Raw genomic sequence first — 13062 nt, forward strand, 5'->3', positions numbered from 1 at the left:
GGGAAGTTTTAAAAAGTTAATCGTTATACTTAAACGTGAAAAACAAGAAACTACAAATAACTAATTTAGAAACGCTACTACTAGCTCTGGAACAAGTAACAAGTCCAGACGAAAAATTAGCGATTATACAGCATGTAAAATCCTGGCGCACCACCGACCCGGCTTTGGAGGGTGCATTATTATTTTTAGAAGATAATAATTGGGACATTGCCTTACTAAAAAGCACCTTATTGGATACTACCCAGCGTTTGGACACGGTTGTACAAAACAGACGCAAGCGTTTATGGCTGCAACCAGCTTTAAAATACGCGGCCATGCTTATTTTGCCTTTAGGTATTTTGGTTAGCTACTTTTTAGTGTCCGAAAACAACGCCATAAATGTGTATTATGTAGCAGAACCTGGTTTGCCCAACTTTATGGATAACTCCGGTGTAAATAAGTGGCGCGAGCCAATGTCTGCATTTAAAAATGCCGAATATACGTTGGCATTATCCCAGTTTAATGCCATGGCAGGAATAAAAGAAAACGATACGCTTTATTATTTTCAGGGGGTAACGCATTACGAAATTGAAAATTATGCCATAGCGCTTAATTTTTTTGACCGCTTGTTGGAAAAGCCTGAAAGTGTTTTTTATTCAGATGGACAATTTAGAAAAGGTTTTGCTTTGTATAATTTAGGTGAAAAAACAAAAGCTAAATCCCAGTTTAATACAATAGCGCTAGATGAAAATCACCCTTACCACAAGGAAGCTTCGGCCATACTTAAAAACGTTTTTTAGCCCATAAAATAATAACTAGCACAAGCAAAAAACCTATAGCATAGCTGGGCAAACTATTTAGGTTGTTATACCATGCGGTGGTTAAAACAATAGGCGAATTAGCTCCCACTACATTAATACCGGCCCAATACAACGGATTGCCGTGTCTGGGAATACTTGCGTTTAAGTGCGCTATTTTGGCCTTATTTAAGGCTTCAGATTTGGTCATGCCGCTTTCCATGTATTTAAAAAATTGGCTAACAATTTGCAACGATATTTTTTCGTCAATATCCCAATTAGCTATTAGCATACTTTTTACACCAATAGCACGAAAAGCCCGTACCAAATTAACATTGCCTTCGCCACGGTCTCTAAAACCATTACCTGTTTGGCAGGCTGTTAGGATTAAAAAATCGGTTTTAGCCTCCAGGGTGTAAACGGTATCCATGTTTAAAAAATCGTCCTGTAAATAAACACCTTTGCTATTGGTGTTGGAATTACTTGTAGCAAAGCCGTGCGAGAATAAGGTGACTATTCTTGAGGTTTTAAGCGATTTTTTAAAGTTTTCTAATGTGGCTTGCGTATTCGCAAATACCTCGCCTTTATAGCGTTTGGCAAGGTCCTTACTAACTTGTTTAGCTAAATTTAGTTCGGATTGTGTTTGGCCTTCAAAAGCAGGATTGTAAACTACAAAATCGGTTTCATAGTTGTGGTTTTGCTGCGTACTTAATTGTTTTATAGTGGCAGACATGGCATAGTTAAAAGCATATTTATGAACCAAATAGGGTAACTCTCTAAAATCTTCAGAGCTACTTTGGTTTGTAATAAGCATGTCAAAAGGTAGATTTTCTAGGTCTGAAAAGGGTACTATTTCAATTTCTGTAATGTTAGGCGGGAACAAATCTGCAATGGGTGCAAAAACTTCTTTATATAACTGAAACGAGTTATTTTTAAAAGTTTTTACATCGTGGTTTACCAAGGATTGATACAGGGTATCGGTTGGTTTAAACATCTTGAAAGTTGCAGAGGGTCCTGTGGTTTTTATTAAACGCAGGCTTACGGTATCTTTGGTTATTACTTTGGCATATAATTTTTCATTGCCATAGCTAACGTACGTGTAACTTAATTGCGCTTTGTTTGGAGGTAAGTTGGCCTGTATGGAATCTATAGGTTGTATTTGTAAGCTAGCATCTAAATTGTTTTGGGTTTGAAAGGCATAAAAGGCATCAATTTTTTTCTGAATGGCAGCTTGGTGTATGGCATCTTTTTCTTCACCTAAAAAAGAGGACACAAAATAGGTGTCTAAAGCGGTGCTTATAGCGTTCTTTTTTCTAATTAGTTCTTGACGCTGGGCTTTTTGCGACTTCGTTAAGGATAATGTTGTAAGTAAAGAGCTGTATTTTGTTTTTTCTTCGTACTCATGAGCTTTCAACAAATGAGCTTTATTTTGGGTGCGTAAGTATAAATTGGCATAATACTCAAATAAGTACTGATATGGATTTTGGTTGTAAATATTAAACGTAAAACTGGAGTTATCTTGTATTTGATCTAGCAGGTATTTATCCCAATTTTTTTCAAATAATAACAGGTTTTCTAGGTAATGCGCCTCCAACTTGGGGTTAATTTTATCTTGTCGTAACCCGTCTAACGTTACTCGTATAGAACGCAAAATACTTAATATTCTAAAGTTATTGGCTGCAAACCCTTGGTTTACAAATTGGTCGTTAGCATAGCTGGCTTTGGCATTTTGCAGGTTATCCAAAGCCGTGTAATAATATTCGTTGGCGTAGTGTAAATAGGCTTGTAGCGTATGGTATCGGGGCAAATAATCGGCTTTGGGACCTATTAATTTATTATATATGGCAACCCCTTCTTGAAAGCTAGAATTGACTTTTGCAACCATTTTATCTCGTGTTTCTATATTCAAACTATCTGGGTTTAATATGGTAAGGGTATTGTAAACATCGTCCATTTCAACGGCAGTCATTGCAATTATAGCCCGCGCTTTTTTTATGTTGTCATAGGGAAATCGTTTGTTAATAATTGTTTTAAGACTATCTGTATATAAGTGTTTGTAATTTTTGGGAGAGTGGGGGTGGTTGCGTAACGTAAAGCTATGGTTTTCGTAAATTTTATACACGTCTATAAGGTGGGCACTAGTTTTGTTTTGGTGGTAAATTTCTAGAGCTTTGGATGTGTTTTTGTAGGCTTCAGGGATATCAAATTTTATGTTGTAATAGTGTCCTAAATAGGTGTGGTACAGCGCTTCATAAATTTCCTCATTAGGCGCATGCAGCCTGTAGTAGTGTATAAATTTATTGCTGTGATGTAAGGCTAATGAGTGCAGGAACAAGAAAGCGTAGTTATCGGCCAAAAGGCGGTGCAATTTGGCATACGATAAATAATCTTGAGGCTTTTGCGCATCCAAAAACAGGAGTAAACTGTTTAAGGTTTTAATGGAAATATTATAGGTGCCTAAATCTGTATAAGCTTCTGCCAATCCTAATTGCGCTTGTACGTAAGTTTCTGCATTATTTTGCTGAAAAGCGGTGTTGGCAAGTTCTTGAAATAAAGGAATGGCTTTTTTTAGTTCTGAATATTCTAAATACGTGTAAGCCAAAGCTAGTTTCTCGTTAGAAACCGCCTGAAAACTAATTAGTAAAAACAGAAAAACCAGTATTGTTCTCAAGATTAACAATTTGATTACCAAAAAACTTAATAAAATAGTTTAAGTCGGAGAAATTGGTTATTTCTTACAAAATTCTTAAAAAAAAGTTAATAAATGCCAATTTAAGGCAATGAGTTTGGTTTTAAAACAAGTGTTTTCTGCAGCATTATTTTCCTTACCTACAAAGGTTTTTAGGTTTGCTTTCCTTTTCTTTAAATTTAAAAATTACGTTCTTTTTGTAGTTGCTCGTAAGCCTTTTGTACCTGTCTAAATTTTTCTTCGGCACCAGCTTGGTGTTCTTTACCTAAATGAATAACCCGATCCGGATGGTATTTTTTAGCCATTTTGCGGTAGGCTGCTTTTATGTCTGCTGGACTTGCGCTGGAATCAATTTCAAGAATTTTATAGGCGTTATCGCTGCTGTTATAAAACATGGCTTTTATACTTTCGTAATCTGCCAAACGGATACCTAAATAACCAGAAATTGTATAAATTTGAGTTACTTCGGCATTTGTTACATAACCATCGGCTTTGGCAATACCAAACAGAAAATGTAGTAACTGCAAACGCGCGGGGTGGTCCATCATTTGTCTAATTTGCAAGCACACTTGGCGTACAGGAATATTTTGTTTGTTAATGTTTTTAAACAACTGGAAGGCACGATTGGCGCGCTCTTTTCCGTACATATGTAAAAACTGTTGCCGCACAAAATCCAGTTCGCGTTGGTCCTGTTTGCCATCGGCTTTAATAACTATGGAGGCTAAAATGAGCAAACTAACTTCAAAATCGCCAGACCGTGTTTGTGGCGCACTTGCGCGAGTTCTATAAGTTCTGCCTTCTTGGCCTTGTCTAAAAACCGGTTCAAGGTCCTCTTTATCGGCTAATTTATCAACCAACCCACCTAAAGCCAAACCAATAATAGCGCCAATTGGACCACCAAAGGACCAGCCTAAAGCGGCTCCTATCCATTTTGAAAAACTCATGTCTTCTTCTTTTCTTTTAAGGGTATTTTAAATGTCGTGTAAGTTTTTGGTAATCTGAAGGTTGTATTTTGTGTCGTACAACCACGTTTCAAATTATAAAATTTTGGTAAATATACTATTTGTTAGGATAAGGCGTAGGGCATTTGTGTCACAATTGGTATCTTTGTAATTAAATTAATAAAAATTAAATACAAAACATATGTATCCAGCAGAATTAGTAAAGCCCATGCGCGAAGATTTAACCAATTTTGGTTTTGAAGAATTACACACTGCCGAAGCTGTAGATGCAGCTTTAGCAAAAGAAGGTACTACACTTGTGGTTGTAAACTCGGTTTGCGGTTGTGCCGCTGCCAATGCGCGTCCTGGTGCGCGAATGAGTTTGGATAACGAAAAAAAACCAGCAAATATTGTAACGGTTTTTGCCGGTGTAGATAAAGAAGCAGTTAACCAAGCGCGCCAGCATATGGTGCCTTTCCCGCCTAGCTCGCCTTGTATAGCCTTGTTTAAAGATGGTGAATTGGTACACATGTTGGAGCGTCATCATATAGAAGGACGTCCAGCAGAGGTTATTGCCGAAAACTTAAAAGATGCCTATAATGCCAACTGCTAAGTTTTAGTTTTTAAAAAACGTTAAAAACCACGCTTAAATCGTGGTTTTTTTTGTGCTTGAAACAGTTTAAATTACTTTAGCCTTCTAAAATATATGTTTTTACAATGGAAAAATTTGTTGCCTATATTCTAACCGGCGTTTATGCCATATTCTTTTTACTTACACTACTTATTTTTCACCCTATCCAGTGGCTTTGCTTTAATGTTTTTGGTTATCAAGCGCACAAAAAAAGTGTGGATTGGCTACAATTTTTTATTATGCGGTGTACCAATATTTTAGGCACCCGGTACACCTTTACCAATAACTACAACATACCAACCAACCAGCCGTTAATAATAGTGGCTAATCACCAAAGTATGTACGATATTTCGCCCATAATGTGGTTTATGCGAAAACACCATACAAAATTTATTAGTAAACAGGAATTAGGTAAAGGCATACCAAGTGTATCTTACAACTTGCGGCATGGTGGATCGGTATTAATTGATAGAAAAAATCCGCGGCAATCCTTACCGGCTATCATGAATTTTGGTGCTTACATTGAAGCTACCAACCGGGCAGCCGTTATTTTTCCTGAAGGCACACGCAGTAAAAACGGAAGGCCTAAACCTTTTCAAACAAAAGGATTAGAGGTGTTATTCAAAAAAATTCCGTCGGCCATAATCGTGCCCCTAACAATTAACAATTCTTGGAAAATGTTAAAATACGGGAAATTTCCAATGGGAATAGGAAATCATATTAAATTAACCGTTCACGAACCTATAAAATTGGCTACCTTTGAAGGGGATAAAGCGGTACTTATTAAACAGCTAGAAACAACCATCTCTCAAGCTGTAGAACTTTAAAAAACTTACTATGTCTATAAAAAACGTTCGATTAGAAGTTATGCAACATCTGGAAAAAGATGTAGACGAATTAATAAAAAAATACTTAATTCCTGTAGATACTATTTGGCAACCAACCGATTTTTTGCCAAACTCCGAAAGCGATAATTTTTTGGAACAGGTAACAGAAATCCGTGAACTTTCAAAAGAATTGCCATACGATTTTTGGGTGGTATTAGTAGGCGACATGATTACCGAAGAAGCCTTACCCACCTACGAGTCTTGGCTCATGGATGTAGAAGGGATAGACCAAGTAGGCAGAAATGCCTGGGGGAAGTGGGTGCGCCACTGGACCGCCGAGGAAAACAGACATGGCGATGTGCTTAACAAATACTTGTACCTGTCTGGACGCGTTAATATGAAAGAAATTGAAATTACCACCCAACACCTAATAGCCGATGGGTTTGATATTGGTACCGACCGCGACCCGTATAAAAACTTTCTATATACTAGTTTTCAGGAATTAGCAACTTATATTTCGCACAACCGAGTAGCTAAAATAGCCAAAGCCAAAGGAAATAAGCAACTGGCTAAAATGTGTAATATTATTTCTGGAGACGAAATGCGCCACCACCATGCTTACTGCGATTTTGTAGAACGCATTTTTGCTGTAGATCCCAACCAAATGATGCTAGCCTTCCAACACATGATGAAGCTAAAAATAACCATGCCGGCACATTTTTTAAGAGAATCTGGCCATAAAATAGGCACAGCATTCGAAGAGTTTTCCAACACAGCACAACGTATTGGCGTATACACATCGGCAGATTATGTGGCCATTTTAGAAAAATTATTGGTTCGGTGGGAAATTGATAAAATTACCAATTTGTCAGATGAAGCAGAAAAAGCAAGAGATTACCTCATGAAACTGCCCGGGCGCTTAACACGCTTGTCTGAACGCTTAAAAATTCCAGATAATTCGTATCAGTTTAAATGGGTAGCCCCTGCCACTTTAAAATAAATGTAAAGCCTAAAAAATTAAAAAATTCCTTTCAAATAGTATTGAAAGGAATTTTTTAATTTTAGACCATAATGACAAAAAAAGACATACTAAAAAATACCGAATATTTTGTAAAAGAAACTTTAAGGGACGCCGAAGGCGGACACGATTGGTTTCATGTAGAACGGGTTTATAAAAATGCGTTACACCTAGCAAAAACCGAGTTGGTAAACGATTTTGTGGTAGCGTTGGCTGCCTTGTTGCACGATATTGCAGATAGTAAATTTCATGATGGTAATGACAATATTGGGCCAGAAAAGGCAAAGCAATTTTTATTAACGCAACAAGTGCCGTTGCCAGTTATTGCGCATGTAGTACAAATTATAAAACACATGTCGTATAGTTCGGGCTTGGACGGCAACAAAGCGTTTAACTCGGCAGAGCTACAGGTTGTTCAAGATGCAGACAGACTGGATGCCTTGGGCGCTATTGGTATTGCTAGAGCGTTTAATTATGGTGGGTTTAAAAATAGGCCGCTGTACAATCCAGATATTAAGCCTAATTTGAATATGGATAAAGCAGCTTACAGAGCATCTAGTGCACCAACAATAAATCATTTTTACGAAAAATTATTAAGGCTTAAAAATAGCATGAATACTGAAACGGGTAAAAAGATGGCTGCCCAGCGCCACCAGTTTATGGAAGCCTACTTGGAACAGTTTTATGCGGAATGGCATGGCCAACGCTAATTTGTATGTAAAACTACGTTTGGCATTGCCCTACATTGGTGGTATAAAAAAACCCTAAAAACTGGTGTTTTTAGGGTGTACAAGTTTGGTAATAACCGCATGTTTATTTGCCTGGAAATTGGGCTTTGCGTTTTTCTAAAAAGGCACTTGTACCTTCTTTAAAATCCTCGGTTCCAAAACAATTTCCAAATTCTTCAATTTCCACATCGTATCCGTGAACACCATCTTTAAAGTTGGCGTTTATGGCTCTAATTGCGCCTTTAATGGCAACGGAGGAGTTGCGCATAATTTTTCCAGCAATTTTTTCGGCAAGAGGCATGAGTTCTTCGGCGCTGGTAACATGGTTAACCAGGCCGTAGGTTAAGGCGTCCTGCGCACTAATCATACCAGCCGTCATGACCATTTCCATGGCACGGCCTTTTCCTACAAGTTGCGGTAAGCGTTGTGTACCACCGTAACCAGGAATAACTCCTAACGATACCTCTGGAAGCCCCATTTTAGCATTATCGCTAGCTATTCGGAAGTGGCAAGCCATAGCCAATTCCAAACCGCCACCTAAGGCAAAGCCATTTATGGCAGCAATAACAGGTGTGCTTAAGTTTTCAACAAAATTAAATAGTATATCCTGACCTTTAGCGGCTAGTTGTTCGCCATGATATTCGTCAAAATCGGCAAACTCGGCTATGTCTGCACCGGCTACAAAAGCTTTGTCGCCACTACCGGTTAATACAATAACTTTGGTGTCTGGATTGGTATTAGCGGCTTTAAAAGCATCGTGTAATTCCTGTATGGTTTCTTTGTTTAAAGCGTTTAATTTTTTGGGTCTGTTAATGGTTATGGTGGTTAAACCATTCTGCGTTTCTGAAAGAATATTTGTGTAGGACATAAATGATGTTTTTTAAAGGAAATAGCTGACAATTTCAAGCCTTTCCAGTGATTACTTTTTTGGAATACTAACTGTAAAAGTGGTTCCGTGGTTTACAGAGGATGTAAAGGTAATATTTCCGTTGTAAGTTTCCACAATATTCTTAACCATTCCTAGTCCTAAACCCATGCCGCTGGATTTAGTAGTAAATTTAGGTTCAAAAATCTTTTCTTTATTTTCCTCCGAAATACCTTTACCGTTATCGGTTACAATTATTTTTACCTGATCTTGTTCTTCCCGAACTTCAACAATTATTTTCGGTTTTTTTAAACTGTTTTCCGGAATGGCTTGAATACCATTTTTAACTAAATTAGTAACTACTCTAATAAGTTGCGTTCTATCGAAATTAACAATTATGTCCTTTTTTTCGGCAATAAAAACAATATAGTCTTCATTAAAAATATCTAATGCCAATTTTACAATATGCACCACATTTAAGGTTTCGTTTTGTTGCGCTGGCATTTTAGCAAAATTGGAAAACGCGGACGCTATGGAACTCATGGTGTCAATTTGTTGGATTAAGGTATTGCTAAATTCCGCAACTTTTTGCGGCATATCGGGATCGTTTGGGTTAAATTTTCGTTGGAAACTTTGCACACTTAAACGCATGGGCGTTAAAGGGTTTTTAATTTCGTGTGCAACCTGTTTGGCCATTTCGCGCCAAGCCTGTTCGCGCTCGCTTGTTGCTAGCTTTACGGCACTAGCCTCCAACTGATCTATCATGCTGTTATAAGAAGTTACCAAAATGGCAATTTCTTGACTTGTTGCGCTAACATCAATTTTCTGATTACGTGTTTCTAGGCGTGTTTCATTCATTTTATCGCTTATTTTTTTAAGCGATTTGGTGATGTATTTAGATAATAAATAAGCCAATCCAATAGCAATGATGAGCATGACTAAATACGCGTAGCTTAAGCGCTCTAAAAACTCCCGCAATTCCTTATTTAAAAAATCGTCGTTTTCTAAATAATGTAAATTTAAAATTGCTAATGGTTTAAATTTTTGGTCGGTAATAACCGAGTAAGACGATAGGTAACTTTGGTTGTTTTCAATGGTTTTCCTTACGTAGCGCCTGTCTACAGAGTGTGCTATGGTGTTTAAAATGTTAGCGTCTAAACATTGGGTTAACTTGTGGGCATCGAAACTAGCTTTAGACGATTTTAGTAAGCCGCCATCTAAATCGTACAAATTAATTTCCATGTTATGAATGGTGGCTATTTCATAAATTTCTTTATTAAAAATAAGCGGTACTTTTTCTGGTGTAACCGGATAGGTGGTTTCCTTAATAGTATAGTCTATACTGGCTCGAATATTTTCTTCTTTTCGCTCTAAACGGTCTTGATGGTAGTCTCTAGCCTCCTCGTTGTATTGGTAAATACTTACAGCAGCAATTAATATAGATGCCAGGATAACCAACAAAATCATGGCAAAAAATATACGTAAGCGTAAGGATAATTTGGCTAGTTTCATGTAGTGTTATTGTGTTCTAAAGATAACAACAATTAAGCCAATTTGTTAGGCATCGGGATTTTTACGCCGGATATTTTTGTAAAGTTTAAATCCTAGCATTAATAAAATTCCTAAAACAAATATACCTACTACGCCAAATACCCAATTAATGGCACTTTTTAAAATAACTAAAAATACCACGGCAAAAAGTATAAAGGTAGCACCTTCGTTCCAAAGTCGCATAAAATTGGATGTTTTACGCACTTCATCGCGCTGCAGTTGTTTGTAGTAGTGGTGTGTTTTTAAGTGGTAGGCTATAAGCAGGATAACAAAAAATAATTTAACGTGCATCCAGGGTTGCTCTAGTAAAATAGGTCTAATAAGCAAGAGCCAAATTGCAAAAAATGTGGCCAAAATAGCAGAGGGCCACGTAATAATATTCCAGAGACGTTTGGCCATTAGTTTTAATTGTTTTCCTAGAATTTCTTTTTCGGGTGACGATTTATGAAAGGCTTCAATTTGATAAACAAATAACCTAGGAATGTAGAATAAACCTGCAAACCAGGTAACTATAAAAATTAAATGAAGCGCTTTTATGTAATTGTAGTATTCCATGTGTTATACAAGTAAGTTATGGTTTTACAGTAGCTGTGTTTAAACTCGTTTTTATTTCGCGTTTTAAAAAATAAGCGGTTACAATAGTAGCCAGAACGTCGGCAATTGGAAAAGATACCCAAACGCCAATTTCGCCAAAATAAAGAGGTAATATGAGAATTAGCGGTATAAAGAAAAAGCCTTGCCGGGTAAGGGTTAACAATAAAGCCGGAATAGCCTTACCAACAGCCTGAAAATAGGCCGCCCCAATTAGTTGAAGCGCAATAATAGGCGTGGCGGCAAATACCCAACGCATGGCGCTTGGTGTTTCTGCAATTACTTGGGCATTGTTGGTAAACAGGCGGGTTATGGTTTCTGGAAATATCATAAGCACTACAAATACTAATGTAGCCAGTATGGCCGCGTAAGTAATAGCTGTATAAATACTTTTACGAACACGCGCCACGTTTTTAGCCCCATAATTATAGCCTGCAATTGGTAAAAACCCTTGGGTAATACCATAAACCGGGAACAGTGCAAACATAAGCATACGGGCTACTATAGCATAGGCAGTTACCGTGTTCTCGCCACCTAAATCGAATAAAATATTATTCATTAAAAGATAGGTTACACTTACAACGGCCTGTCTAGCCAGTGTAACAAAGCCTAACGAACTTATTTCGGAAACAATAGGTTTATTTAAACCTAAATGGTTGAGGTTTAGTTTTAACTCGGAGTGTTTAGAGAGAAAAAACCACAGTATAAAGCAAAAACATAACACGTAAGAACCTGTTGTGGCCCATGCGGCACCAGCCATGCCAAAATCCATAACATTTATAAAAACATAGTCCAATACCAAGTTAGCCACTGAAGGGATAAGCATGGCATACATGGCAAATTTAGGTTTGCCAACAGCCCTAATTACGGTATTTCCCATCATGTTTAGGGCTAAAACGGGAACGCCATACAGCACAATAGTGTAGTAAATTTTAGCTGGTTCAAAAATAGCGCCTTTACCGCCAAACGAAGGAATAATGCTATTTACAAACGCCAAACCTAAAACAACCATGGATATGGTTACGAGTAAGGTTAATGTAATTTGATTTCCGAATGTTTTGAGCGCTTTAGGCTTATTATTCGCACCTAAAGCTCTCGAAATTATGGAAGAGCCACCAATGCCAATACTCATACCTAGTGCGGCAATAAAGAAGGAAACGGGTAGTACTACGTTAATGGCGGCAATGGCCGTGGAGCCTATCCAGTTTCCAACAAATATGGTGTCCACTAGTATATTAAGCGACATGACTAAAATTCCAATAGAAGCGGGTACAGCCTGTTTAATTAGTAGCGTCCCAATAGGACTTGTTCCTAATTCTTCAGATGATATTTTAGCCATATTGTGAAGCAGTCCATTCTGGATTCAGAAGGATTTTATAAATTAATGTTGTACAGTTGCAGTTTCAGCTTGAGCCCAGTTATTAATCCATTTTACTAATAAATTAACCCAGGGCGTTTCAGTATTTAAACAAGGAATGGTTGTAAAATCCTTACCACCCATTTCGTGAAAAATTTCTTCACCTTCCATGGCTATTTCTTCCAGAGTTTCTAAACAGTCGCTTACAAAGGCAGGGGTAACTATAGCCATATTTTTAACGCCTTCTTTTCCTAAACGCTCTATGGTCCTGTCTGTATAAGGTTGTAACCATGGGTCGAAACCTAAACGCGATTGAAAACTGCTAGAGTAAGTGCCTGGTGCAAAATTTAATTTTTCGGCTACCAAACGCGTCACCTCTTTGCATTGGTGTCTGTAGCAAAATTCGTGTGCAGGCGATGGTGTTTCGCAGCAGCTACCATCAATTTTACAATGCGATTTAGTAATATCGCTTTTTCGAATATGGCGCTCTGGTACACCGTGATATGAGAAAAGTAAATGCTCGTATTTTTTACCTTCTAAATGCTTGGAAATACTATTAGAAAGCACATCTATATAATCGGGGTTGTTGTAAAAAGCGGGTAGATTTTCAATGGTCATATTTGGAAAATGTTCCTGCCTAATTTCTTCGGCTAAAACCAAAATAGTTTCGGTGGTAGCCATGGCAAATTGTGGGTACAACGGAATTAAAAATACCGTATCTACACCTTTGTCTGCCAATTCTTGAAGGCCTTTTTTTATAGACATACTGCCGTAGCGCATGGCAAGTCCTACCGGAAAATCTACAGACTCTTGTACCTTCTGTTGCAACTGTTCAGATAGTACTATAAGAGGCGAGCCCTCTTCCCACCATATTTTTTTGTACGCTTTGGCCGAAGCTTTTGGTCGGGTGTTTAATATAATTCCCCGAACCAATAAGGTGCGTGCCCAATAGGGCACATCTATTACCCGTTCGTCCATCAAAAACTCGTCTAAATATTTTTTTACATCTTTTGGTTCTGGGCTATCTGGAGACCCAAGATTAACGAGTAAAACACCTTTTTTCATTATTTTTTAGTTTTTAAGAGGAT

Annotated in this window: 12 protein-coding genes; 5 read left to right on the forward strand and 7 right to left on the reverse strand. The window is 37.7% G+C overall.

Annotated features, from left to right (window positions below):
* Window positions 1–35 precede the first annotated feature (35 nt).
* Window positions 36–779: a tetratricopeptide repeat protein gene (locus ACFSQP_RS07060; protein WP_376892804.1), complete on the forward strand. Its 744-nt coding sequence runs from the start codon at window positions 36–38 to the stop codon at window positions 777–779.
* Here ACFSQP_RS07060 and ACFSQP_RS07065 read toward each other — a convergent pair.
* Window positions 763–3447: a CHAT domain-containing protein gene (locus ACFSQP_RS07065; RefSeq protein ID WP_376892806.1), complete on the reverse strand. Its 2685-nt coding sequence runs from the start codon at window positions 3445–3447 to the stop codon at window positions 763–765. The two genes, ACFSQP_RS07060 and ACFSQP_RS07065, sit on opposite strands and share 17 nt — an antisense overlap.
* Before the next feature lie 197 nt (window positions 3448–3644).
* Window positions 3645–4409, reverse strand: coding sequence for a TerB family tellurite resistance protein (locus tag ACFSQP_RS07070; protein ID WP_376892808.1), 765 nt, complete (start codon window positions 4407–4409; stop codon window positions 3645–3647).
* Between the two features lie 199 nt (window positions 4410–4608).
* Here ACFSQP_RS07070 and ACFSQP_RS07075 point away from each other — a divergent pair, with 199 nt between their 5' ends.
* The 4 genes from ACFSQP_RS07075 to ACFSQP_RS07090 all read left to right on the forward strand — a co-directional run bounded on the left by ACFSQP_RS07075 (window position 4609) and on the right by ACFSQP_RS07090 (window position 7592).
* Window positions 4609–5019 carry a BrxA/BrxB family bacilliredoxin gene (locus tag ACFSQP_RS07075; RefSeq protein ID WP_376892810.1) on the forward strand — a complete coding sequence of 137 codons (411 nt, stop codon included), beginning with the start codon at window positions 4609–4611 and terminating at the stop codon, window positions 5017–5019.
* 104 nt (window positions 5020–5123) lie between these two features.
* Window positions 5124–5864 carry a lysophospholipid acyltransferase family protein gene (locus tag ACFSQP_RS07080; RefSeq protein WP_376892813.1) on the forward strand — a complete coding sequence of 247 codons (741 nt, stop codon included), beginning with the start codon at window positions 5124–5126 and terminating at the stop codon, window positions 5862–5864.
* Window positions 5865–5874: 10 nt separating this feature from the next.
* A complete protein-coding gene (locus ACFSQP_RS07085) occupies window positions 5875–6864 on the forward strand; it encodes an acyl-ACP desaturase (RefSeq protein ID WP_376892815.1) in 990 nt (329 codons plus the stop codon).
* Window positions 6865–6935: 71 nt separating this feature from the next.
* Window positions 6936–7592, forward strand: coding sequence for an HD domain-containing protein (locus ACFSQP_RS07090; RefSeq protein ID WP_376892817.1), 657 nt, complete (start codon window positions 6936–6938; stop codon window positions 7590–7592).
* Window positions 7593–7695: 103 nt separating this feature from the next.
* Here ACFSQP_RS07090 and ACFSQP_RS07095 read toward each other — a convergent pair whose 3' ends face one another.
* The 5 genes from ACFSQP_RS07095 to hemH are packed head-to-tail and all read right to left on the reverse strand — an operon-like array spanning window position 7696 to window position 13039.
* Complete coding sequence (locus ACFSQP_RS07095) at window positions 7696–8478, reverse strand: enoyl-CoA hydratase/isomerase family protein (RefSeq protein WP_376892819.1); 783 nt, start codon at window positions 8476–8478, stop codon at window positions 7696–7698.
* 51 nt (window positions 8479–8529) lie between these two features.
* A complete protein-coding gene (locus tag ACFSQP_RS07100) occupies window positions 8530–9987 on the reverse strand; it encodes a sensor histidine kinase (RefSeq protein WP_376892821.1) in 1458 nt (485 codons plus the stop codon).
* Window positions 9988–10032: 45 nt separating this feature from the next.
* Complete coding sequence (locus tag ACFSQP_RS07105) at window positions 10033–10581, reverse strand: CopD family protein (protein WP_376892824.1); 549 nt, start codon at window positions 10579–10581, stop codon at window positions 10033–10035.
* A 16-nt stretch (window positions 10582–10597) separates the two neighbouring features.
* The gene (locus tag ACFSQP_RS07110; RefSeq protein ID WP_376892826.1) at window positions 10598–11956 is read right to left on the reverse strand and encodes an MATE family efflux transporter; all 1359 of its coding nucleotides are present in this window, start codon (window positions 11954–11956) and stop codon (window positions 10598–10600) included.
* Window positions 11957–11998: 42 nt separating this feature from the next.
* Window positions 11999–13039 (reverse strand): ferrochelatase, encoded by a 1041-nt coding sequence (gene hemH / locus ACFSQP_RS07115; RefSeq protein WP_376892828.1) that lies wholly within the window; start codon window positions 13037–13039, stop codon window positions 11999–12001.
* Window positions 13040–13062 lie beyond the last annotated feature (23 nt).

Origin of the sequence: Bizionia sediminis (assembly GCF_042684585.1) — a bacterium.
In the GTDB taxonomy this organism is placed as follows: Bacteria; Bacteroidota; Bacteroidia; order Flavobacteriales; family Flavobacteriaceae; genus Algorimicrobium; species Algorimicrobium sediminis.